Below are 23,975 nucleotides of genomic sequence, written 5' to 3' on the forward strand. Positions count from 1 at the left end.
CTTTTAAACTTTACTTATAGTTTTGAAATATAATGACTATTGTCAAATTCCTTTTTTAATTCATTTAAATGGTTAGAGATACTTGCATCATACTGCACATCTCCAACACGTAAAATAAAACCTCCTAAAATTGCAGGATTTACTTCATTTTCTAAATTAGCTTTTTCACCTGTTAAAGCTAAAATTTTAGCTAAAACTTGCTCTTCTATTTCTGGTGAAATAGGCACAGCAGTTGTAACTTTAGCTACTTGTATGTGTTTATAATAATCATATATTAAAGTATATTGTTGTGCAATAGACCCTAACATTGGAATCCTTTTATTTTCTTCTAATAAATTAAATAACCCTAAAGTAATGTTGTTAACTTTATTAGCAAATACGGCTTTTAAGATATTCATCTTATCACCAGATTTAATAATAGGACTATTTAAAGATACTGCTAATTCTTGATTATCTTTTATTGTTGAAGCAATTAACTGCATATCTAAATTAACAGCAGTTTCATCTTTAGAATCTTTTGCAAGATTTAAAATTGCTTTAGCGTAACGTAATGCTGCTCTTGCGTCTTTCATATCAAATTAGTTTAAAGTAACTTCTTTTAAGATTCCTTCAACTAAATCAAGTTGATCTTTCTTATTAGATAATTCTTTTTTAATTACAGATTCTGCAATACCAATAGATAGTTCTGCAACATTTTTCTTTAATTCTGCTAATGCAGATTGCTTTTCTTGTTGAATAGAAGCTTGTGCTTTTTCAATCAAGGCACTTGTTACTTCTTTGGCTTCTTCTTTAGCAGTTGCAATCATTTTATCGCTAATTTCTCTAGCTTCTTTCATCATTGCTTCTCTTTCTGCTCTTGCTTCTTTTACTAATTTTGCATTATCTGCTTGTAAATTTTGCATTTCTTTACGCGCATTTTCTGCGGCTGCTAAAGCATCTTCGATACCAGATTCTCTTTCGTCTAAAGACTTTAAAATTGGTTTCCAAGCAAATTTAGCCATCAAAAATAATAAAATTATTAAGATAACAATTTGCATAAAAAACAAACCAGGTGAAAAATCGTTCAATAAAGTTTCCATTCTATAAACTATTTATTTTATTTTTTGTTTAATTAGAAAAACATAGTTCAGTTTTTCTGAATAATTTTAATCTCTTAAAAAGATAAATAAAACACATTCTATAACCAACCGTTATAAAATGTGTTTTTCTGTTTTTAAGCTGGATTACCTAAAATTAATGCACCAAATGCTAATCCTTCTAATAAGGCACCAATGATGATCATCGCTGTTTGAATTTTTCCAGATGCTTCTGGTTGACGAGCAATACCTTCCATTGCTTTACCTCCAATTTGACCTAATCCAATTCCACCACCGATTACGATTAATCCTGCTCCAATTAAATTGTACATACTAACTGATTTTTATATATTAATTAAACAAATACTAATTCTCTTTTATATTCTCCTTGATGGAGATTCTGACTTTCGTCAGAATTAGTTCAACATGCCAAATCTAAGATTTGGTGTTTCACTAATGATGCTCATGTTCTTCTACAGCCATTCCAATAAATAACGATGACAACATCGTAAAAATAAATGCTTGTAAAAATGCTACTAAAATTTCAATAATCATTATAAATAATGCCAACACTAAAGACATACCTGTAGACGCTACTGGTCCAAAAGCATCTTTCATTGTTACCATTAATGCAATTAAACTCATTACCACAAAGTGACCTGCTGTAATGTTTGCAAATAAACGCACCAATAATGAAAACGGTTTAATTAAAATAAAACCTGCCAATTCAATTACTGCTAAAATTGGTCTTAATATATAAGGCACTCCTGGCATCCATAATGTGTGTGCCCAGAAATCTTTGCTACCATTAAACATGTAAATTACCATTGTAAACAACGCTAAACAAACAGTTACTGCAATTTGCCCAGTTACGTTGAACCCTAAAGGTGTTAAACCTAATAAGTTTAAAATCCAAATAAAGAAAAACACTGTTAATAAAAAGCCCATAAACTTTTTATATTTTTTCTCCCCAATATTTGGTCTTGCTATTTCGTCTCTAACATAAATTACCAAAGGTTCTAAAACTCTACTAAATCCTTTTGGTACTTGTCTTGTTTTGTATTGTTTTGCCAATTTAGAAAACGCTAAAAGCATTAAAAAACCTGCAAACAAAATACCAACAACACTTTTTGTAATTGAAAAATCTAAAACTTTAGCTGCGTTTGTTGCATGATGTGCTTCATCAAAAGAAACAGAAGTTGCTCCGTTTTCTAATTCGTAAATTTTAGAATGTATTTTAGCAAACTTTAACCCTTTCTTTTCAACAATTACATGACCATCATCATTATGATGAAACTCTGATGACATAAACGTAACCAAACCTTCGCTTGTCCATAAAATAACTGGTAATGGAAAACCTACGTGCTTTCTTTCACCATCATCTGAAGTGTAAGAAAACAACGAAAAATCGTGAGAGTCTTTAAGGTGATGTTTAATGTAAGCTTTTACTTCTTCACCAGTATTAACGCGACCATCATCATTTTGATGACCTGTTTCTTTATCTATTTCCGAAGCAAAAAATGTAGCAGAAAAAAGTGCTATTATCGCTATTGTAAGAAATTTGATTGATTTTTGTGCAATCTCCATTGTTAAAATACGCTTTCTAAATTCGGCGCAAAGGTATGTAATTATTCAAAAATACAAACCATTTTATCTAATCTTTTTTATTTAAAATTCTGGCAATGAAAATAGCCTCTGTTAATAAAAAAATAAACATGGGTAAAATCAACGAAGTTTTAGCAATTCCTGTTAAAATAATATCGTTAAATAGTGATTTATAAAAGACTACGCAAAAAAGTATCATTTTTAAAAACAAACATCCTAAATAGATAAAACCAAGCTGAGAGAATATTTTATCAACATTTGCTAGCAGTCTAAAATTAACACAAATTAACAATGAAAAACCAGCATGAAAAATATATACTTTTTTTAAGGAAAAAGGCAAAATAAGTTCATTTGCTTTAAGATAATATTCATGCAAAAAAAAACTCACCATAAAAAGTGAAGAGAATGTTACGATGTAGAGAAAAATACTTTTAATCATTTATTTTATTGGCTTGTCTTATTAATAAATAAATTGATATAAAAACTGCAAGTAGTGTAATTGTTTGTTTTAAATAAGTTGTTTCAAACTTAACATCTAACCATTTACCCAACAAAAAACCAAGATAAATTGTTAAACCCATTTGCAAGCCTGCACTAGAAAGTTGCAGCGCTTTATTTAGCGTTTTTTTTGTTTCCTTCTTTTGATTTATCTTTTGCTGATTTTTTTTCATCCTCTTTATTTACCTCTTTTACAATAGCTTTCATAGTACAAGATGCGTTAAATGTTGCTCCAGGTTCTATAGATAATTTACCAACCACAACTTCTCCAGAAATTTTTGCAATTGCTTTTACAGTTAAAATTTTTTCTACAGTTAACTGCCCAGAAAATGTGCCTTCAATATCTGTATTTAAAGCCTCTATAGTTCCGTTTACAACACCTCCAGAACCAATAATAACTCTTCCTTTTGTTTTTAAATCTCCTTCTAAAACACCATCTATTCTATAATCTCCGTCAGAAATTATTTCTCCTTTTATGGTTGTATTTTTTGCAATAACATTTCTTTCCATTTTTTTAGGCTTCTTGTTTTTAGAAGTTTCTTCTTTTTGTTTTTCTAACATTTATTTAGTCAATTGTATTACAATTGCTTTAGCTTTTTTCCCCTCTTCTGTATTACCATAATTTACTGCTACATATTCTAAAGCAGTTTTATAAGTTTCTTTATCTTGAAACTTACCAATGGCAAGTGCTTTTAAAAGCTCGAATTTTGGTAATAAATCTGCATTTGGTATCGTTGGTAAAGTTGCATCGATTTTAGTAATTACATCTTCAAATTTATCCTCTTTATATAAATAATAAATTTCTTTGTACGTTTTTTCAACTTCAGTTTCTTCAATTTGTTCTTCTTCAAACTGAATTTCTGGATTCAAAATTATTTGCGCGAATTTTGTTTCTGGATATTTTGTTAGAATAACATTTTTATGTTTTTCGGCATTTTGGGCTTCACCTAAATTTGTATAAATTTGATACAAATGCCAGTTTATTGGTAAAATTAACTCTTTATTTGGGTTTAAAGAAGCAACTCTTTCTAGCCTTTGTTTTGCTAAATTTTGATTTTTAAATTGTTCTTTATAAATCAAACCTAACTCATATAAAGCTTGATTTCTATCTATAACCAAACTATCGATTACAACTTGTTCTGTAGGAATTGCGTTTAAATAAGTATCTAAATCATATTTTAAATTGGTTTTAGAAACCTGTGTAGAATCTTGTAATGCACTACCAATTGTTGCTTTTTCTGACCATCTCCAATTATCCTCTAACCTTCTTGCTCCCCAAATTTTTTGAAATTCGGTTTTACCAAAACTTAACGATTGATTGTTATAAAAATACCACTTTCCTTTATCAGCAGCATTTAAACCATTACTAACGTTCCCAAATGCTATTTGATTTAATCTTAATTGTGCAGCATCTTCATCTGCCTTTTTAATTTTTTCTATATAATTCTCAAAAAATGCTGTTTGTTCTTCTTTTGATAGGGATGCAATTTTAATAATGCTATCATTTTCGGTAACAACATCTTCAAACTTAATTAAAGAAGCTAAGTTTTTATATTTTCTTTTGATGCGTCTAATTCTGATATCTAACGTATCATTTGTAACTTGTAAAACGCTATCATAATAAGAACTTGCTTTTTGATATGCGTCTTGTTTAAAATAGATATTTCCAAGTTTTTCGTACGTATATGTTTTTTGTTTATCTCCGCCATTTTTAGATCTCAAAGAACTATTATAATAAGCAATTGCTTGTTGTAAACTGTCGTTTTTTTCATGTAGAAAACCAACTTGATAATTCAATTCATCTAAAAAAGGTCTATTATCTCGATCTTTAATCAGTTTTTTCATATCATCGATTAAAGAGACAATTGATGAATCTTTTTCACTGTTTTTTGCAATTTCTAAACGTGCGTGAATTTTATATTTATAAGGAGCTTTTTTAAAGTTTGCCAATCTTCTAAAAACTACATTTGCTGAATCTTTTTTATTTTCAGAAGCATAAAGTTGTCCTAAAATAAATAAATTTCTTGCTGCTTGGTATTCATCGTTTAAAGTTCTAGTAGCTAATTGTAAGTGCTTTTTAACTTTTTGAAGACTATCTGTTTTTGTGTATGCCATTGCCAAAGCTGTGTGCCCTTTTTCTTTAATTTCTTCTGGCAAATTTTTCTCTACACTATCATTTGCTTGTAAAAGCAACTTTAAAGATTCTATAGCAAACTCTTCATTATCTAATCTTACGTTTGTTTTTGCTCTCCAAATTTTGGTTTCTGAGATTAAACTAGCATTTGGATAATTAAGAATTACGTAATTAAAAGCCTCTATTGCAGGAATAAAACGTTGTGAGTAATAGCGATCTTTACCAAGTAATAAGTAGGCTTCGTCCATTTGGCTATTTCTCTCAATACCATCAATATTCATTTTATGAAGCTGAATAGCTTTTACTGCTTTTTCTTCAGATTTTTCGAACGGAGTTGATGTTTTATTATCATTGTCATTCCCACCAAAACCAGCACCTGGACCGTTATTAAATTTTGGAATTACAATTTTATCTTCCTGAAACTCTACAGGTTCTATGGGTAAAATTTCAAAATAATCATCTTTGTAACCTTCATTTATGCCATCAATACCTTCTTTAAAAGCCTGTTTTCCATTAAATAAAACATTGTATTTTGTGGTTAATGCATGATAATTCCTACTAATAATAGTATTCTTTTTGGTGCTACAAGAATAGATAGCCACAAAAAGTATTAAAATGACAAGTATTTTTTGAGTGTTTTTCACACAGATACATCTAAATTAAAAAATTGTTTTTCAAAACTAAAAACTCTTATTTATAACTAATTTTGAACTAAAATAGTATAAATAAGAGTGTAAAAATAGTAATAAAATAAGAATAGCGTACTTATACCGAAAAATAACTCTCCAACTCTTTTAAAGTTTCTGTTGATGTTACAATATCTTTCACCACATTTCCTTTATCTAAAACTACAATTCGCTCACAAACTTCGGTTACGTGTGTTAAATCGTGACTAGAAATTAACACAGTAACCTCTCTATTTTCAGTTAATTCTTTAATGATTGTTTTTAACCTGATTTGAGTTGTAGGATCTAAATTTGCAAAAGGCTCATCTAAAATTACAACTTGTGGATTGCCCATCATTGCTGCAACAATACCTGCTTTTTTCTGATTTCCTTTGCTTAGATCTCTTAAAAACTTCTTTTTTCCTGTGATTTCTCCATTAAAAAACTCATCAAACTTGCTTAAAAAAGTTTTCACATCAGCCTTGTTCATGCCTCTTAAATCGCCAACAAACTCAAAATATTCTTCTGGAGTTAAATAACCGATTAAAAAAGATTCATCAATAAAAGAACCTGTAAAAGATTTCCACGCTTCACTTTCGTTCACTTGAATATCATGGTTTACAATGGCACCTGAAGTTGGTCTTATCAAATCTAACAAAATATTAAAATAAGTGGTTTTTCCTGCACCATTATTACCTACCAAACCAAAACTTTGTCCTGTTGGTATCTCTAAAGATTCTATATGCAATACCTCTGCTTGTCCGTATTTTTTGGTAAGTTGCGTAGTTTGTATCATTGTGTGTTTAGTTTTCTTGATTAAATGCGTGAATCATTACATATTTATTTGCAATGTATTTTTTTGTGATGGCTGCCATCATTTTTTTATGCAAAGCAATGCCAATAAAGCCTAAAATTGCCAAAGTTAAGGTTGCAATTTCAAAACTAACTAACCAATTTATCAATCCAAAAATTGCCATTGGTAAAATCATTAAAGGCAAACCAATTAACCATTGTACAGCTCCTGTTCCTTGAAAATTAAATGCGGCTTTTTCATCTAAATTTATCTTTTTTCTGTTGAAAGTTCCTCCATATAAAATTACATGTGTATTTACACCCACATTGTAAATCATGGCTGCAAAATGGACTAATAAAATTTTCCATCCAAAATACACATAAGGAATTCCAAGAACAAAAAGTGCAACCACACTAATTGCCATTAGTGTAAATTTTGACTTTAAATAACGTTCGTATTTAAAATTCTGACTCATTAGCATTTTATAGTAACTGCTGTCCCAAGCAGGAATAAATTGCCCAAAATTGATTAAAAATGTTCCTGTTGAGAAAATCCCGACTAAAACATACATTACTTGCATTTCTGCATACATTGGTTGCGTATAGAAAATTAAACCATAACCCAAACCAACTGCCAACATCCAAATACCAGATTTTGTCCGTTTATTTCTCCACATTAAACGTAAATCGTTTTTTATAAAAGGTGCTAAATCTCCTAATTTTTCTGTAAATGATAAATCGGATGCGTTTACCTCTTTTATTTTTTCTGATATAATGGCATCTAAATAAATTTCGTTTCGTAATTGTTTATAGTTTGTAACATATAACCCTATTAAAATCAATAAAAATATAGCTGCTAAAAATGGCGTTTGATAAATGGCATCAAAACCTTTACCTACAAAACCAGGCAAATCGAACCAATTAAAATGTTGCACTAAATATCCTAAAATCAACAGCGTTATCAACCCTCCAAAAACAGTGTTATTTTTATTGACTAAAAAGTTAAAGAAATTTGCAGATTGTATTAGTAAAATCATGGTTGCTAACCAACCCAAAACCCCTGCTATATCATAACCTTCTTTAATTAATACGATTGAAAATGGAATGTAAAAAAACAAGCCCATAATATTAAAAAAGGACAAAGATGATTTTGCCAAAATAAAATGGACAATCTTATTTTTGAATAGGCAATGTTAGCAAAGGTTTAATATTCATTACAGGTAATTTCTGCATGATGTACCTGAAAATTAAATCGCCAATAATTGCATATAATAAAAATGCGTTTGCAACCAAAAGTGGATCTTTGTTTGGATATATATCTTTTAAGGCATAAAAACCACCAAAGCCCATAATTAGGAATATAACAGTAAAATAAAGCCCAAAAAATCCGATTAAAATTTTTGCTCCCAAACTTTTACTAAAAGAAGCTGATCGAAAAAATTGTTTCCATTCTAAGTTTAAAAAATGTGAAATCATAGGTTTGGTTAATTAGTTGGTTTATTAGTAGTTGATTTTGTTTTTTTGTTACAAACTTTTTACAATTTTATATTCTGGGTAGGTTTCTTGTAACAATTCTTCTGCTTTTTCTGGAATTACGTAGTTAGAAACGTAAAATAGAATACAAAGCACTGTTAAAATGAAGGAGATAATAACAAGCAAATAGGTTTCCATTTCAAGAAAGTTAAAATTTGTTAAGTTGATAATATTAAACAAATTAACTAAAGCCATCACAGTAAAGCCATTTTTTGTAGTGCCAATCATTTCTTCTAACAAAAAGATTTTTTCATTATTTTTTTCTTTTTTCTTACGTTCCTTTCTAACTTTATAAATCATAATCATTTCAAAAATGATAACTATTAAAAGTGTTCCTAAAAGAATAAATTCTGAGTATGGAATTTGAAGCACAATAAAAAACCCTAAAAAAATAAGTGCAGTCGTTATAATTTTTGGCAACGTAAACCATTCTTTAGCAAAACGTAACAAAATTTTCCAATAACGTTTATTCATTTGTTTTTGTTTAGCTTCAACAACATCCATAAAACCAAAAATACCGAATTTCTTAAAGGATTTATCTCTGGCGTTTATAAATGATAAATCAGGCTGCGCCTGCCAAATTTCTTCGATATCGTTTGCTAAATGATCTACCAACTCAGTTTGCACATCATAATGATATACATAATGTTGGCGTGTAAATTTGTAAAGGTTTTCTATTTGAGGGTTTGTTAGTTTCATAGTTGAAAAATTTACTCCAAACTAAATTTAGGATTTACCAAATGTTGCATTGTTTTTAAAAACTCTTGCATTTCTGCTAATTTGTTGGCAGTTTCTTTGGTGCCACTTTCTGTAAGCTTGTAATATTTACGGAGTCTGTTACCAACTTTTGCAACCTCAACATCTAACAAACCATCAGCTTCTAACTTATGTAAAGCTGGGTACAAAGCACCTTCTGTAATATTTAATTCGCCTTTGGTAAGCTCTTTTACTCTCTGGGTAATTTCATAACCATACATTTTATCATTACTTTCTAATAATTTTAAAATGATGGTTTGTAAAGACCCTTTGTATAATTTTTGTTTCGCCATTTTCGTATCTTTATCATCCTTAAAGCTAGATAAATTTTCAAAGAAATTAAGCTTCTAATGCTTTCGTGAAAATTTATAAATATTTACTGAAACCAAATATACATAATTTTCTTATGTATAAGAATAGTATGTATTAACTTTTGATAAAAAAAATTCCGAAAATTTACATTTTCGGAATTTAATTATTTTGTAATTTTAAGAATTCTTAGCTTTAAAAAAGGAAGAATCTTTAAAAATATGAGTTTTCCCCTTTGGGGAATTAAAGGGGCTTTTCCACCTTTAAAACATCAGCAATAATACGTTCTAATTCTGTTTTTGGTAAAGCTCCATTTGCCATTTGTGGGTCACCTTCTGCAGGGCAAAACAACATTGATGGAATACTTCTAATGCCAAATGCTGCAGCTAATTCTTGTTCAGCTTCAGTATCAATTTTATAAACATCAATCTTCTCTTTATATTCTTCAGAAAGCACTTCTAAAACTGGTGCTAATGCTTTGCATGGGCCACACCAATCTGCATAAAAATCAATCAAAGCTGGCTTGTTTCCTTCAAATTTCCATTCTTTATTTTTTTCAAAGTTGAATATTTTTTCTAAAAATGTTTGTTTTGTTAAGTTTTCTGTCATTGTTATTTTATTTTTCTCAATTCAATTGAGTTTTTGTTAATTTATAATTCTGCAAAATTAGTCGGTTTTAAGGTTGATACATTACAGTTAGTTATGTTTCTAAAAAAATGACTCACAGAATTAAATTCAGAAAATAAAAAAAGTATCATTTGCAATAATTAAGTTTGTTTTGCAACGAATTGGCAACAACTCTACATAGCTATTGAAACTTACTAAATCTTAAACTGTTGTGCATTTTAAATAATGCTAATTTTAATGTTATTTATATTTCTATTAAATACAAATTTGTTAATATATTGAATAATTGTTAACGCTGTTATTTTTGATAATACTCTAGTTTTAAAAACACTAAAAGATTTAGCGTAATTTCTTCTAATCATAAATTGATCACGTAACTGCGAAAATAATGTCTCAATTCTTTTTATTTTCTTTCTAAATACATAAGGTTGATTTTTGATATTTTTCTTAATACTTCCAATATTCTTTCGTAATTTACACTTATATTACTCATTATAAATGATTTAAGGTTAAATAAATTTACTAATTTTCAGTAAGATGAGCAACTATTTTAACTTAAATCATAATGCACAAAAGGTTTAAGCAAATATTTAATACAAAAAGTGCTATACAGTTTCTATTTTTTTACAACAATTGTAGTTATTAATTTTTATTTAGACACAAGAAATAAAAAAGAATTCTTATTTTGTAAGTAAAAAACCACAACTTAAATTCAATATAAAATGAATCATATTACCAACCTAAAAAAAATAATATTCGTAGCTGGGATTGCTTTATTACAAATCGTAGGATTACAAACCATTAATGCAGAAATTAAACTTCCTGCAATTGTATCTTCTAACATGGTTTTGCAGCGTAATACCAATATTTTAATTTGGGGATGGGCAAATGCAAATGAGAAAATAGATATTAAAACTTCATGGATTGCTAAATCTTATCAAATAAAAGCAGATAAAAATGGAAATTGGAGCGTAGAGATTAAAACAACAAATAGTAAAAAACCTCATACAATTAATTTAAAAAGTTCAGTTTCAAACATTACGTTAAACAACATATTGTTTGGAGAAGTTTGGCTGTGTTCTGGACAATCTAATATGGAGCAGCCCATTAAAGGTTTTGATGGACAACCTACTTTTGGTTCTTTAAATGCTACAGTAAATTCTTACAACCCAAATTTACGTTTATTTACGGTTCAAAAAGAAGGCTCAAAACAAGCATTAAATGATATTGCAAAGTTTACCAATTGGCAAGAAGCTTCATCTGAAACTGTTCCTGATTTTAGTGCAATTGCTTATTTTTTTGGTCAACAATTACAAGAAGTATTAGATGTTCCAGTTGGTTTAATACACACTTCTTGGGGAGGTAGTAGAATTGAAGCCTGGATGAGTAATAAGGTAATTAGCACATATCAAAGCGTTAATCTTGACAATGTAGATATCTCAAAAGGTACAAATCAAATTCCTTCTGTTCTTTTTAATGCAATGATTAATCCTTTAGTTAATTATAAAATAAAAGGGGCTTTATGGTATCAAGGAGAATCTAATAGAACTGAACCAGAAGAGTACAAGAAACTATTCCCTGCAATGGTTAAAGATTGGCGATCGCGTTGGGAAATTGGAGAATTCCCATTTTATTTTGTTCAGATAGCTCCTTTTACTTATTCGAACAATAAGCTTTTAGAAAATAAAGATAATTCTGCTTTTATGAGAGAAGCACAACTTCAATCTTTAGATTTAATTCCTAATTCTGGAATAGCCATTACTATGGATATTGGTGATGAATTTTCCATTCATCCTCCAAAAAAGAAAGAAGTTGCAGACAGATTATTGTACAATGCATTAAACAAAACCTACGGATTTAAAAATATAGATTATAACGCACCTTCTTATGATTTTTTTGAGATTCAAAATGGTGGAATTAAACTTTCTTTTAAAGATGTAGAAACTGGAATTTATTCATTTGATACTATAGAAGATTTTGAAATTGCAGGAGCTGATAAAGTCTTTTATCCTGCGGAAGCTAAAATTGTAAATCGTAGAAATATATTTGTTAAAAGTGATAAAGTAGAGAAACCCATTGCTGTTAGATATGCATGGAAAAACTGGGTAAAAGCTTCTCTTTTTGACAATTCTCTTTTACCTCTCTCTTCTTTCAGAACAGATAGCTGGAGTGATTCTAAATAATTCAACGGTTTAGTTTTAATAGAAAATAAACTTATTACAATAAAATTTTTGAAACTAAATAGGCATTGAAATGATAGTTTCATTATTCAAAATTTGAAAATGATAATATATCTATTCTATAAAATAAGTATATGCTTTTTTTCCTTTCTTCTCTTATAACTAAAAGGCAAGAAAATATAGTAATAAGCATTACCATAAATAAAATGATTTTAAGAAAAAGCTATTTAACAAGTTCTCTAATGAAAATTTGTATAAATTTTAGTTTGTAAAATAAATAGGATAGTGCAATTCTTCAGTTGTATAAAGTAGAAAAATAAAATTTTTAAAACTTAATAACTGCTTTATACTCTGGAATAATATTAAAGTTTTTAATTTCTAAATACCCTCCTTTTTTAAATTTAGGAACGTTTTTTAAATCTTTAAGATATTCATATTCTTTAAACATTGGATGAAAAATAAAAACCATTTCATTATTTTGTAATTTTACAACAAAATCTTTAAGACTTATTTCCCATTTTCTTTCATGATATAAGTGATCTGTAATCATCTCTCCATCTATAAAGGCCAATCCTCTATCACCAATATAATCAACTTCAACAAAAACATCGTTTAGTTTAGAAACATCAGATTTTAAATTAAGCGTATATTTTCTTTCAGAAATCATTTCAACGATTACTTCTGGTTTTACTTCTTTAAATTTTACTTTAAATTCAGTAAACAAACTTTTCGTTTTTTTTATTTTTTCAATTCCAGCTCCTTTTACAGTTGGTTTAAAATTGCTCGAAGGATAAAATTGCAAACCAGTAGCAGTTACTTTGCTAATTAACTGAAAACTATCATTATCTTTAAGTATAAGACTATTAGAAATAATTAAATTTTCATCTATTACATTTGCATTTAATGCCATTTCTTCTGTAATAACAAGAAATTTTTCTCCATTTGCTTCGAATGAAAATGGTTCTAAAAAATTACCTTGTATTCTATTTAACTTACCAAACTTAGTTAGTTTAGCGTTCTTAAGTTTACTTATTTTTATTTTATTAGAAAAAATTACCTCTGGAGTAATGCCATTAATAGCAGAAAAAACATAATGATTTTCATTATTATTTTTTAAAATTGTTAAAGGCTGCACTGTTGCAGATTTTACTACAACATTTTTTAATTCTAAATTAAAAGGAAAAATTGCACCTATTTTTGATGGAATGCTAAATGTTTCTTTTAACGGAAAAGAAATTTTTTCATTTTCTGCTTGTATTTCAATTGCTACATCTTTAATATCTTTATTTTCTAAATGATCTTGAAAATTAACAATAAATACAAATCCCGAGTTCTCAAAAGACCGAACAGAATAACGAAGCGTTTCCAAATCTTCTGGGATAATATTAGCATTTGTTTCTGGCAAAGTTGTCTTCATGGGCGCCAATTTATCTGCATAACTTTCCAAAAATAAATGAAGCATTTTTAAGCTTTTGTAATGGTGACGAACCTGACCATACTGTCCAATTGGTGCTTGAAAATCATAATTAATTCTCGGTATTCCGTTTACTTCTTCATTGTAAAACTTACCCTCAAAAGAAGGTGTAGATCCACCATGATACATATAATAACCAATTCCATTAGAACCACTCCCAATAGTTCTAACAATTAAAGGACTCACACTTTTATAATCTACAATAGGTCGGCGAGAATATTTAACTTGAATACCCGGGCCTAGTTCTGCCGGAATAGATGGATATAATTCTGCATTATAACTAACAGGACTATAGTCTGGGTTCTTATGAATGTCTTTAAAAAGATAAAATTTTGATGGTGCCGGTTCACTCCAAAAGGGGTAAGCGTAACCAGCTGTTACTGGGAGACTTTGTTTTTCTATAATCGCAGCATTACTCCAGCCTGTTACAGTATATAGCGGAACATCTATACCGTGTTTTTGTGCAATTTCTTTTAATTTTAGCATGTGTCTTTTTCCTTGTGCTGCCCAAGGATTAATTCCGTCTGTTACTGCAATTTGCTCATTAGCTAAAGCAGCTTCTTGATCTGCCACAGTATATTCTTTTCTACTTCCAGGATACGAAAATTCCCAAGGAGCAGCTGATCCTTGATATTCATTCTCCAATTGCACTCCAATAATTGGACCTCCATCTTTATACAAAAGACCTTCTATTTGGTTTGCAATTTTGCCATAAAGTATGTCAACATATTTTAAGTAACCAGGATCGTTACTTCTAATCTCAAATTTCTGACCATACATCCAATCTGGAATACCGCCATTTCTCATTTCTCCGTGACAAAATGGCCCCATTCTAACAATAGTAAACATATTATGTTTTTTTACTAATGCTATGAACTTACGTAAATCTAAATTTTTACTCCAGTCAAATTTACCTTCTTTACGTTCATGAATATTCCAAAAAACATAAGTTGCAATTACATTTATCCCTCCGGCTTTCATTTTTAGTATTGATTCTTCCCAGTATTCTAAAGGATATCTTGAAAAATGAAATTCACCTACAATAGGAAAAAAGGGTTTTTTATTTAATTCAATGAAGTAACTATTAACAGAGATTTCATCTCCTAAATTATTTTTACCTCCCAAATTTAAATGTCCTCTACTAATTTTTTTTTCAGGTTTTTTGATATTTATTTCATATGTTTTTTGAGCGATTGCACTACCAGTAATAAAAAAGCATAGAAAGGTGAAAATAAATTTATTCATTTGAAGGTTTTTTTTAGAGTAGAAATATTTTATTTAACTAGAGCCTTTAAAATTGATGAAGAAAAGATATAAATATAATTTTATTGATTAAAAGAATTAATTTTTATAAAAACACCATCATGTTTTAAAAAAAAAGCCTCAAGAAAATTATTTCTTCGGCCTTTTTAAAAGTATTAATTTTAAAACAAAATTATCTTTGAATGTTTATATCTTAAAAGAAATTAAAAATTTCAAAAAAAAGCTTTGTGAAATTATCACAAAGCTTTTTTAATATAAAAAATAATTAGTTTTTTATTATTTTTCTTGTTGAAGTATTTCCTTTATCGTCAGATATTTTCAACAAATATATTCCAGATGCTAAATTACTAACATCAAAATCTTCTTTATTTAAAGCGAAAACTCTAGAAGTCATATTTTTACCTATAATGTTAAAAAACTCAACGCTTTTTATAGTTACGTTTGTTTTATTAGAAATCTTTAACGAATTTAATACAGGATTAGGATACGTTTCTATAGAGCTAGCTAACTCAAAACTTTCTGTACTTAATGTTTGTGCGTCTGGCGAATCATTAAATCTAATATTATCAATATAACCAAAAGACTGTGAATCGTCTAGGATTGGAACATAACCACCTGTTGCATTAGGATTTCCAGCATCTGGATGAATGGTTAGATATGTAATTACTCTACCTGTAGCACCACCTTCTAAAGGAAGTACAATATCTTTCCATGTTCCTGCATCTGCAGTACCATATCTAAATCCAGCTGGAACTCTTTGAACTGAAGAATTTGAACCTTGCTTATCATTGTCTCCATTAGCACCATCGAAACCATCAGATCTAATCACTAAATCTGCAAGATTGTCATAATGCGCGTAAAAATGTACATATTTAGTGGTGTTTGGCTGTATCGTTATAGCTTCTGGTAATTCAAAGAAAAATAACGCATACCAATTTGGTTGCGCACTTCTAGATACTTTAATAACCTTTGCAGAGGTATTACCTGTTGTGTTAGGATTATCTACAATCTCTGTAACTATATTAAATCTATCTGTTCTAGCTGGTGCAATATCTTCTGCATTGTATACTACAACTTCTTGTGCAGAAAGAAAAGACGTTGTAAAAATTAAAGAAAATAGTAAAAAAGTAATTTTTTTATTCATAATATTAAAATTTAAGTTTATATAGTATAAATTTAAAAAAACATTTTAAGCAAGCCTATAGACAATACTTATATTTATATGGATATAAATACTTTTAAGAAGTAAAAATATAGTTAAAACTGCTATATTTTTCTAAAAAAAAAGAATTTTATAGTAGCTATTAAAATAATAAACAAAAAACTCCAACTAAAAAAGTTGGAGTTTTTACTTTTACAAAGTAACTCAAAAAAATTAAAAACCTGTTCCTGGGTCTACAGGAGCAGAAGAAGCTTGTGCTTTTTGCGGGTTTAGAATCATATAAGTACCTAAAGCAGTTAATGCTGCATATTTGCCGTAATTACTAATCTTTTTTAGAGCGTCTTTACGAGTAATTTCTTTATTATTTTTTATATTTTTCTTCATAATATTCTTCTTTAAGATTCTCGTGAATTATTTTAAGATTATTTTTTTATTTAATGATCCTTTTTCAGTCTCTAATTTTACAATATACATTCCTTTTGCAATTTTAGGAAGTTTGAATTCTGAAGTATTAGTTGACTTAAAATCCACTTTTACGATTTCTCTTCCTAAAATATTATATAAATGTAATGTGCCCTTTTGATTATCTATACCTGATATTTTTAACATTCTATTTTCTAACTGATAAATATTTACACCAGTTAAAGAGTTATTTTCTGTAGATAATACTCTAGAACTTGTATGAATAAAGAATCTTCCTGAGCCATTTACTTTTTCGTTTAAAACAAATTTAAAATCACCATTACTTAAATTGACTAATGATTTTTTTTCTCTATCTTCTAAAATCACTTTAATACCTTCAGGTAAGTTTGATGCATTTGCAGATATAACAATTTCTTTTCCAGATGTTGCTTTTATACCAACTGGTATAACCAAAGTTTCAAGATCTGAGTTCGGCAAACTTTGTACACCTAATTTTCTACCATTATTATCTACAATTAATTCTGTATAAACAGCTAAATCATAATTTACACCTGTAAACATAGATCCATCAAATCCATTATCGAATTCTGTTGTTGTACCGTCAATAAAATATAATTTAGTGTTATTTATTAAATTATCTTGCGTTATTTTCAACTCAATTTCTGGTCTAGATTTTTTTAAGAAAGAATCTGTTTTATGACTTTGGTTAGCAACGTTAAACGTAACCTTATTATTAGATGCAGAACCAGCGCTTACAAAGAAACCTTGTCCTGGCGCAATTTCAAAAGCAGCATCTGCACCAGACATTTTCTCTACATAACCCCCCATGTTTACTCCGTTTTTATTTTCATCCCATATCCATATAGTTTGTTCATCCAATCTATCTGCAGCTGCATTATCTGTAAAAAACGTTCCTAAATTAATATAAGAAGTAAATGGGTTACCAACAAAATTAAAATTATTAGTTCCTTGTGTTATCGTTGGTTCTACCATTCCTTTTGTGTAAGTTCCTTTAAAAATTAAAGCAGAACCTCCTGTTGTATTATCTAACTTTGCTATTAAACCAGTACCTGGTGATATAACCTCTGAACTACCTGTAGTAAAATAAGACCAATCTTCTGTTATATTGCTATAAGTTGCCAAACCTACTCTGCTTCCTCCAGTACCGTTTGCCAAATTATTATTTGCTTGCATTTTGGTTAATGTTTCTCCAGAAACTGGCGAAGCAACAGAATACCATGCTTTGGCTAAATCTGCGTCTTTCGCAATGGTTCTTTCATAACTAATTTCTCCGGTAGACGTTTCATTAACTATTAAAGAACCTCCAGATTTTATATTTAAGTTTGCACCTGCTGTTACTGTTAAATCTTTTACAGTTACCCCTGTACTTCCAGTAATTTCTACAGTTTGTCCTGTAGGTATTTCTGCAGATCTCGTTGCACTTGGCACCCCAATTTCCCAATTTGTAGCATCATTCCAATCATTACTTGTTGCTCCAGACCAAGTATTTAAAATTGTTGGTGTAGCACTATTGGTTATTTGCACATTATCTATATAACAAAAATCTGTTGCTGCGTTTAAAACTTTATAGGTTGTATCACCTGCACCACCTACAAGACCAAAAGCTTGCATTGCGTCAGGATGAAACATCATATATGAAACTGCTTTTCCTTCTGTACCTCCAGGTATTTCTATAACCACTTCTTGCCATTCACCTTCATCACCATAAATGTAAGCTGATGAAGGCCTAAGTATTCCGTTGTTTGAACCATTCTGTGCACCATCTCTAGCATCCCATCTAATTGCAAAATCTGGTCTTGTCGTTAAAGGTACTGTTGGTGTTCCTGTTCTGTCATACAAAACATTAAAATGTAAATATCTAGACTCATTCGCAGGAACTGGGTATAATGTTTCCATTTTAAATCTAGATAGTACATACCAGTTATTATTTCCAACCGTTCTATCCATTCTTAAAACATTTGCAGAAGTATTTCCTTTTGTATTTGGATTTACTACAACTTCACTATTAGCTCCAAATAAAGACACGATTTCAGGGTCTGTACCCATTGCACCAGAATCCTCAAAATTATTTAACGCAATAGTTTCTCCATATAAATTTCTTGGTACCGATCTTTCAGAAAATTCTATATTATCTACATAACAAAAATCTGTTGCAGAATTTAATACTTGTTCTGGGACTTTAGCATCTTGATGCAAATTTATCCAATTTACTGTTATTGCACTAGCACCAGCAGTTATTGGAATAACCAAATCTTGCCATTTGCCTGGATTTGTATATCTCATAGAAACATCTGGTAAACGCAAGCCTCCATTTGATCCAATACCACCTGGATCAGCACCATCGAATCTTATTCTAAAATCTGGTTGTACGGTAATTGGTGCTTCAACAGTAGGAGTGCGATCATATAAAACATTCACATGAAAATACCTTGTTTCATTAGCGGGTATGGTGTAAGGTACTGCCAATTTAAATTTTGCTAAAGCATACCAGTGATTGTTAACAAAATCTCTACCAAGTCTTAATACATTGGTAGAACTATTTCCATTTGACACAGGGTTTGTAGTAACTAAATGATTAGAACCAAAATCAGATGTTACTTCAGGATCTGAACCCATTGCTCCAGAATCTTCAAAATCATGAAGAATTGCTGTTTGACTATAAAGCAAACAAGTACATAACACAAAAGCTAAAAGTGTAATTTTTTTTATCATAATAATTAAATTTATTTTGTCATAAATTTAAAAAACAATATGGATTGGTAAATAGACTAAAATAAAACAAATATGGATATTTATACTTATTTAATAATAATTTTATTAAAATATTATATTTATCACTAAATAGTATGCTTCTATTTATAAATATCATACTCATTATTAATATAGGTACAAAAAAATGGCTCTTAAATTAGAAGTAATTTAAGAGCCATTTATAAATAAAATTTAATTTAATTAATTTTTTGTTAATGTAAATGATCTAAATGTCATATACCTATTTATATTAGTTGGTGAGGCACTAGGATTATTAGGATCTATACCATTTGTCGCTGCTAAACCAATTGCAATATTAGTAAAATCATCAGTTAGCGTAAAAGTTATAGAATATGTTCTTGGAGCGCCAGCAATTCTTTCGAAACCTAAAGTGGCAGCAGAAGATTCTACATCTACTACATCCGGAAGAGTTTCACCCAAAGCAGCAGTCATGTATACTTGATCATTTACACCGTTGTAATTATTACCTTTTGTTGTAGCTGTATAAGTATAGGTACCTGCAGCTATACGCATTTTTTGGTACACTTTAGCATTTACCAAATTAGGCTCACCATAACCACTTACTAAATTAAATAGTCCACCACCACCATTACTATCATATACACCAAAACCATTATGGTTTAAGGCTCCTTCATTATGTATCCAATCTTCCGGTGTTCCATAACGGACACCGCTAAATTCGCCAACCTTAAAAGGCTCTGATGCGTTCTTAAAATATGGTGCTTCTGTAATTGGAACAGTAGGTGTTATTACTGTAAAATCTGTGTAAAATGTATCGATACTTAAAGTATCTGGCCTAAATGCAGATCTATATTTGAAAGTATTACCAGCATCAAAATTTTCCAACACAAATTCCTCATTATTGGCAGCTTCTATTGTTAAAGATTGCGTTACATTATTATTATCCGTATATTCTATTTCAGTCTCTACCAAACCTCTTGTTAAATCTACAGGTGCAAATTCAATAAGTGCTGTGTTATTAGAAGCCACTATATCTTGTTTTAGAAGAGGTCTATTTCTTAAAGAACTTCTATATCTTTCTCCATAAACTCTACCTATGGCAAATACAGGAACCGAACTATTACCCTCTTCATCAAAAGTTTGGATTTGAAAATTATAAATATTTTCATCTAAACCATCAATAATTTGAGTAATTTCTGTAGCAATTTGACTTTCTAAAACAGGAAAAACAGCACTATCTTTTTTATTAGACCAATATACTCGATACGATTTTACTTTTGGATCTGAACTTAATTGTGCAGTTAATTGTACTCTAGTATCTCCAGAAAAAACTCTAACTGAATCTAATTTTCCTGAGTATAGTATTTCACCACCCTCAGTAAATTTTTTATAATCGTCTTCTGATAATGAATTACATCCTATTATTGATATTATTAACACCAAAGTTAATGCGATTTGCTTCACTATATTTTTAAAGCTATTATTCATAATTATATATTTTTTAAAATTACCTTGGATCTCCATAAACTCTTAATTCTGCAATTGCAAGACGTCCTGAACCAGACCAATTCTCTAAGTTTTTAATTCTGATATAACGGTATTTAGGAGCAGTAATAGGAATTGGCCAATCGAAACCTGCATTCGCAAACTCAAAATCTTCTGGACTTTGCTGTGTAATTGGCAAACCAGATGGTTTTACTACTTCATATTCACCTAATAAATCCCAGCTTGCATAAGTTCCATCACTGTTTGGATTGTTTGATCCCCAAATTTCAAATTTCCTCATGTTAAATTGCCAATAATATATAAAGCCATTTGCTGTTCCTTGTGGATAATCCCAAATCTTAACTCTACTAATTTTTAGTTCCTGCCCAATATCTATTGTAAAAGAATGTGGTGCTGGTGCAGATGCGTCAGTAATAAAAACTCTTGGCCAATTTATAAAATTACCATCAAACATTCGTTCTATAGGAAATCTAAAATCATTTGTTGGTGCATCTCCAGGTAAAGGAAATCCGCTGTAGCTAGATGCAGGAATTTCTGTTTCAAAAATTGGTTTTATGGTTTGAAATAAAGTATCTGTAGTGTTTAAAAAACGATCTCTTACTGTAAATGCAAAGTCATAGGGTATTGTATCTAAACCTCTTACAGTTCTAAAAATTTCATCTGTTTTTGTATAAATAGTATTACCAGTGTCAACCCAGTCTCCATTATCATCTTTTTCCATAACTAAGATTGCCAACTCTTTTCTAATCGGGTTTTCAGCCTCAATAAAAAGACCACCAAAATCTGGACCAACATTAAGGCTTCTAAAAACATCATAAATTGGAGATTCACTCGGATTTATGATTACCGTAACAGGTTCTGATTCAACCTCGCTTCTACTAACTGCAATTAACTGTACCTCTTTTGCTCCAGCTGTAGCGAAACCATCAACTACTAAAGATTTTTTATAATAAGAAGCTTTAACCTCTGATACAGTTCCGTTATCTAATTTATATACTGCTTTTATATACAATAAATTTTTATCATCTGGTAACGAATAACTAATTTCTGATTTACCTGCTAAATCCACTATACTAATATTAGACACTGGATCTGGTACACTGCCATCTTTAGTTAACGGTTCATTTTCATTTTGATCTTCACAAGACAATATTATCATTGATAAAATAAGTAATGTGGAAAATAATTTTAAAATTGTTTTTTTCATAATATTCATTTATATATTAATTACCAACCTGGGTTTTGAACTAGGTTAGGATTCTGTAAAAGCGTACTCTCTGAAATTGGCCATAAATAATCTCTAGGCGCAACAAATCTTTGTTGTTCTAAAGTAATAATTTGATAATATTCTGGTTCTGTAATTCCGTTAAAGTTCCAACCTTGTATAGGTCTATTTAATTCCTCATTAGCTTTTTTCCATCTTCTTAAATCCCAAAAACGATGCCCTTCAAAAGCTAATTCAATCAACCTTTCTTGTCTAATTATTTCTCGCATACCTTCTTTAGTTAAAGGTTTGGATGGGTTTATGGAAAAATTACTCCAAGAATCTACTACACCATCTAAACCAGCTCTTTGTCTTACTAAATCTACATATCTATAAACATCACCAGTTGGTCCTTCAGCTTCATTTAAAGCTTCTGCATACATTAAATATAAATCTGATAATCTAATTTCTGGCCAAGCATAATTTCTGTAAGGATTACCAGTACCTGCGTTAGACATTCTTCTGTCTATAAATTTTTTCACAAAATAACCACTAACATTATATAAAACTCCTGCATTACTTCCTGCATAATCATTAAGCTTAGATCGTATAACCCAAGTATCTTCATCTGCACCAGCTGTTCCTTCTGGTCCTTGAGATTTATAAAAAGTACTTCCATCGAAAGCTAAATTTGCATAAAAACGCGGTTCTCTATCAAAATTTAATCTTGCAGTTCTATAACCTTCAAGTATATTATATCTATGGTCTGTATCGCCTAATCTTAAGTCTGTATCATTACCAAAATTAATGGTTCTATCTTCATTCATAGGAACACCATTTCTGGTATAAAACATTTTTGCAATTTTTAAAGTTGGCGATAATATTTTTTGTGCAACTGTATGTGTAAAATCTGGACTTAAAGGAACCATAGTAAAAAACTGCAGCTCAACTGTAGGACTATTTGGGTTTGACCAAATTAACTCTGGATTCCATCTTTCTGATAGTGCTTGTCTAATACTTAATTTTGTTAATGTGGTATCCGACAAATTATTCTGATCTTGAGGGTAATAGTATAAAGCACTTCCTCTAGACTCAGCAGACTGTATTGCCTCTAATAAAGCATCTGCAGCTATTCTCCATTTTGCTGGATCTTCTGTAGTACTTATAAGTTGTCTCCCTCTACTATCTACAAAACCTGCATAATCTGGGTTACCATTAAAAAGAGGACTAGCAGCTAATGTAAGTACTTTTGCCTTTATACTTAAAGCAACAGGCTTAGTAACTCTTCCCAATTCATTGTTAACGTCTTGTATAGATTCTGGTAAATTTTCTGCTGCAGTATCTAATAAATCTGAAATATAAGTTACACAATCATCAAATGGATCTCTAAATACATTTATTTCTTCAGTAGATGCCTCAATTGGTATATTTGTGTCAACAATAGGTATAGGACCATACATTCTCAACAGATAGTAATGATAATATGCTTTTAAAAATTGTGCTTCTGCAATCCATCTACTTCTCAATAAATCATCTAAATCCCTAGCATTATTTTTATCACTTATTTTTTCTATAAAAATATTACAGTGTCTAATACCTTCAAATATAGGGTAACTATCATTATCTCCAGCTCCAGATCTTCTTCCATCCCAAACATTTTGGTAAGGATTACCTGCATTTTGATTTCCATTTGCAATTAAATAACTAGCCATATCTGGTCTAGCAATGTTATTTTTCCACAACTCATCCCCAGACAACATACCTATGTTATAAAACATACTTCCATTTTTTGGAAGATATGAATAACAGGTAAAAAGATATTTTTCTGCTTCATTTCTTAACGTAAAAGCATTTTCTATTGTTGGAGCACCGTCTGGAACTACATCTAAATGATCCTCACAAGATTGAAGTGCTAAAAATGCACAAATAAAAACTATAGATAACTGAATTTTCTTAAAATACATAGTTATAATATTTTCTTTAAAATTAATTATTTTTTTTGAACTTTTCATTT

The 23,975-nt window shown here is 29.6% G+C and carries 20 protein-coding genes and 2 pseudogenes; 1 reads left to right on the plus strand and 21 read right to left on the minus strand.

Annotated features, from left to right (window positions below; genetic code table 11):
* Positions 1-14 precede the first annotated feature (14 nt).
* The 14 genes and pseudogenes from atpH to P161_RS19710 form a co-directional block, all read right to left on the minus strand.
* Positions 15-572, minus strand: coding sequence for an ATP synthase F1 subunit delta (atpH, locus tag P161_RS0105630; protein ID WP_026776069.1), 558 nt, complete (start codon positions 570-572; stop codon positions 15-17).
* Between the two features lie 6 nt (positions 573-578).
* A complete protein-coding gene (locus P161_RS0105635) occupies positions 579-1,079 on the minus strand; it encodes a F0F1 ATP synthase subunit B (protein ID WP_026776070.1) in 501 nt (166 codons plus the stop codon).
* Between the two features lie 134 nt (positions 1,080-1,213).
* Positions 1,214-1,408, minus strand: a complete 195-nt coding sequence (gene atpE, locus P161_RS0105640) for an ATP synthase F0 subunit C (protein WP_026776071.1) — start codon at positions 1,406-1,408, stop codon at positions 1,214-1,216.
* Between the two features lie 121 nt (positions 1,409-1,529).
* Positions 1,530-2,663, minus strand: coding sequence for a F0F1 ATP synthase subunit A (atpB, locus tag P161_RS0105645; protein ID WP_026776072.1), 1,134 nt, complete (start codon positions 2,661-2,663; stop codon positions 1,530-1,532).
* Between the two features lie 67 nt (positions 2,664-2,730).
* The gene (locus P161_RS0105650) at positions 2,731-3,120 is read right to left on the minus strand and encodes a DUF6168 family protein (protein ID WP_026776073.1); all 390 of its coding nucleotides are present in this window, start codon (positions 3,118-3,120) and stop codon (positions 2,731-2,733) included.
* Positions 3,113-3,352, minus strand: a complete 240-nt coding sequence (locus P161_RS0105655; RefSeq protein WP_197026326.1) for an AtpZ/AtpI family protein — start codon at positions 3,350-3,352, stop codon at positions 3,113-3,115. The genes P161_RS0105650 and P161_RS0105655 overlap by 8 nt, the downstream gene beginning before the upstream one ends.
* Complete coding sequence (locus P161_RS0105660; RefSeq protein WP_026776075.1) at positions 3,294-3,740, minus strand: polymer-forming cytoskeletal protein; 447 nt, start codon at positions 3,738-3,740, stop codon at positions 3,294-3,296. The genes P161_RS0105655 and P161_RS0105660 overlap by 59 nt, the downstream gene beginning before the upstream one ends.
* Entirely contained in the window at positions 3,741-5,957 is a 2,217-nt protein-coding gene (locus P161_RS0105665; protein WP_026776076.1) for a tetratricopeptide repeat protein, read from the minus strand.
* 121 nt (positions 5,958-6,078) lie between these two features.
* The gene (locus P161_RS0105670) at positions 6,079-6,774 is read right to left on the minus strand and encodes an ABC transporter ATP-binding protein (protein WP_026776077.1); all 696 of its coding nucleotides are present in this window, start codon (positions 6,772-6,774) and stop codon (positions 6,079-6,081) included.
* Between the two features lie 7 nt (positions 6,775-6,781).
* Positions 6,782-8,246: pseudogene (locus tag P161_RS18085) on the minus strand (DUF5687 family protein).
* Positions 8,247-8,294: 48 nt separating this feature from the next.
* Positions 8,295-9,002, minus strand: coding sequence for a hypothetical protein (locus P161_RS0105680; RefSeq protein WP_026776078.1), 708 nt, complete (start codon positions 9,000-9,002; stop codon positions 8,295-8,297).
* An 11-nt stretch (positions 9,003-9,013) separates the two neighbouring features.
* Positions 9,014-9,352, minus strand: coding sequence for a PadR family transcriptional regulator (locus P161_RS0105685; RefSeq protein ID WP_026776079.1), 339 nt, complete (start codon positions 9,350-9,352; stop codon positions 9,014-9,016).
* A gap of 259 nt (positions 9,353-9,611) precedes the next feature.
* Entirely contained in the window at positions 9,612-9,977 is a 366-nt protein-coding gene (gene trxA, locus P161_RS0105690; RefSeq protein ID WP_026776080.1) for a thioredoxin, read from the minus strand.
* A 236-nt stretch (positions 9,978-10,213) separates the two neighbouring features.
* Positions 10,214-10,417: pseudogene (locus P161_RS19710) on the minus strand (IS982 family transposase); the annotation flags it as partial.
* A gap of 300 nt (positions 10,418-10,717) precedes the next feature.
* Between P161_RS19710 and P161_RS0105700 the strand changes: the two are divergent.
* Positions 10,718-12,178 carry a sialate O-acetylesterase gene (locus tag P161_RS0105700; protein ID WP_036841270.1) on the plus strand — a complete coding sequence of 487 codons (1,461 nt, stop codon included), beginning with the start codon at positions 10,718-10,720 and terminating at the stop codon, positions 12,176-12,178.
* A gap of 322 nt (positions 12,179-12,500) precedes the next feature.
* Here the strand turns inward: P161_RS0105700 and P161_RS0105705 are convergent, their stop codons facing one another.
* From P161_RS0105705 to P161_RS0105735, 7 genes are all read right to left on the minus strand, one after another.
* On the minus strand, positions 12,501-14,894 hold the full coding sequence (locus P161_RS0105705; RefSeq protein ID WP_026776082.1) for a beta-galactosidase: 2,394 nt from the start codon (positions 14,892-14,894) through the stop codon (positions 12,501-12,503).
* 283 nt (positions 14,895-15,177) lie between these two features.
* Positions 15,178-16,056 carry a T9SS type A sorting domain-containing protein gene (locus tag P161_RS0105710; RefSeq protein ID WP_026776083.1) on the minus strand — a complete coding sequence of 293 codons (879 nt, stop codon included), beginning with the start codon at positions 16,054-16,056 and terminating at the stop codon, positions 15,178-15,180.
* Between the two features lie 231 nt (positions 16,057-16,287).
* On the minus strand, positions 16,288-16,458 hold the full coding sequence (locus P161_RS19715) for a hypothetical protein (protein WP_197026327.1): 171 nt from the start codon (positions 16,456-16,458) through the stop codon (positions 16,288-16,290).
* 27 nt (positions 16,459-16,485) lie between these two features.
* Positions 16,486-19,230 (minus strand): T9SS type A sorting domain-containing protein, encoded by a 2,745-nt coding sequence (locus tag P161_RS0105720; protein ID WP_026776084.1) that lies wholly within the window; start codon positions 19,228-19,230, stop codon positions 16,486-16,488.
* Between the two features lie 240 nt (positions 19,231-19,470).
* Entirely contained in the window at positions 19,471-20,739 is a 1,269-nt protein-coding gene (locus tag P161_RS0105725; RefSeq protein ID WP_197026328.1) for a DUF4998 domain-containing protein, read from the minus strand.
* A gap of 19 nt (positions 20,740-20,758) precedes the next feature.
* Positions 20,759-21,964: a DUF5000 domain-containing lipoprotein gene (locus P161_RS0105730; RefSeq protein WP_026776086.1), complete on the minus strand. Its 1,206-nt coding sequence runs from the start codon at positions 21,962-21,964 to the stop codon at positions 20,759-20,761.
* Between the two features lie 20 nt (positions 21,965-21,984).
* Positions 21,985-23,973, minus strand: coding sequence for a RagB/SusD family nutrient uptake outer membrane protein (locus P161_RS0105735; RefSeq protein ID WP_231494706.1), 1,989 nt, complete (start codon positions 23,971-23,973; stop codon positions 21,985-21,987).
* Between the last annotated feature and the right edge of the window lie 2 nt (positions 23,974-23,975).

The organism is Polaribacter sp. Hel_I_88, from assembly GCF_000687935.1.
GTDB lineage: Bacteria > Bacteroidota > Bacteroidia > Flavobacteriales > Flavobacteriaceae > Polaribacter.

What these genes read in the sequence shown, in the direction of transcription:
- atpH (WP_026776069.1), bottom strand. Translation starts at nt 572, where the DNA reads ATGAAAGACGCAAGAGCAGCATTACGTTACGCTAAAGCAATTTTAAAT.
- P161_RS0105635 (WP_026776070.1), bottom strand. Translation starts at nt 1,079, where the DNA reads ATGGAAACTTTATTGAACGATTTTTCACCTGGTTTGTTTTTTATGCAA.
- atpE (WP_026776071.1), bottom strand. Translation starts at nt 1,408, where the DNA reads ATGTACAATTTAATTGGAGCAGGATTAATCGTAATCGGTGGTGGAATT.
- atpB (WP_026776072.1), bottom strand. Translation starts at nt 2,663, where the DNA reads ATGGAGATTGCACAAAAATCAATCAAATTTCTTACAATAGCGATAATA.
- P161_RS0105650 (WP_026776073.1), bottom strand. Translation starts at nt 3,120, where the DNA reads ATGATTAAAAGTATTTTTCTCTACATCGTAACATTCTCTTCACTTTTT.
- P161_RS0105655 (WP_197026326.1), bottom strand. Translation starts at nt 3,352, where the DNA reads ATGAAAAAAAATCAGCAAAAGATAAATCAAAAGAAGGAAACAAAAAAA.
- P161_RS0105660 (WP_026776075.1), bottom strand. Translation starts at nt 3,740, where the DNA reads ATGTTAGAAAAACAAAAAGAAGAAACTTCTAAAAACAAGAAGCCTAAA.
- P161_RS0105670 (WP_026776077.1), bottom strand. Translation starts at nt 6,774, where the DNA reads ATGATACAAACTACGCAACTTACCAAAAAATACGGACAAGCAGAGGTA.
- P161_RS0105680 (WP_026776078.1), bottom strand. Translation starts at nt 9,002, where the DNA reads ATGAAACTAACAAACCCTCAAATAGAAAACCTTTACAAATTTACACGC.
- P161_RS0105685 (WP_026776079.1), bottom strand. Translation starts at nt 9,352, where the DNA reads ATGGCGAAACAAAAATTATACAAAGGGTCTTTACAAACCATCATTTTA.
- trxA (WP_026776080.1), bottom strand. Translation starts at nt 9,977, where the DNA reads ATGACAGAAAACTTAACAAAACAAACATTTTTAGAAAAAATATTCAAC.
- P161_RS0105700 (WP_036841270.1), top strand. Translation starts at nt 10,718, where the DNA reads ATGAATCATATTACCAACCTAAAAAAAATAATATTCGTAGCTGGGATT.
- P161_RS0105705 (WP_026776082.1), bottom strand. Translation starts at nt 14,894, where the DNA reads ATGAATAAATTTATTTTCACCTTTCTATGCTTTTTTATTACTGGTAGT.
- P161_RS0105710 (WP_026776083.1), bottom strand. Translation starts at nt 16,056, where the DNA reads ATGAATAAAAAAATTACTTTTTTACTATTTTCTTTAATTTTTACAACG.
- P161_RS19715 (WP_197026327.1), bottom strand. Translation starts at nt 16,458, where the DNA reads ATGAAGAAAAATATAAAAAATAATAAAGAAATTACTCGTAAAGACGCT.
- P161_RS0105720 (WP_026776084.1), bottom strand. Translation starts at nt 19,230, where the DNA reads ATGATAAAAAAAATTACACTTTTAGCTTTTGTGTTATGTACTTGTTTG.
- P161_RS0105725 (WP_197026328.1), bottom strand. Translation starts at nt 20,739, where the DNA reads ATGAATAATAGCTTTAAAAATATAGTGAAGCAAATCGCATTAACTTTG.
- P161_RS0105730 (WP_026776086.1), bottom strand. Translation starts at nt 21,964, where the DNA reads ATGAAAAAAACAATTTTAAAATTATTTTCCACATTACTTATTTTATCA.
- P161_RS0105735 (WP_231494706.1), bottom strand. Translation starts at nt 23,973, where the DNA reads ATGAAAAGTTCAAAAAAAATAATTAATTTTAAAGAAAATATTATAACT.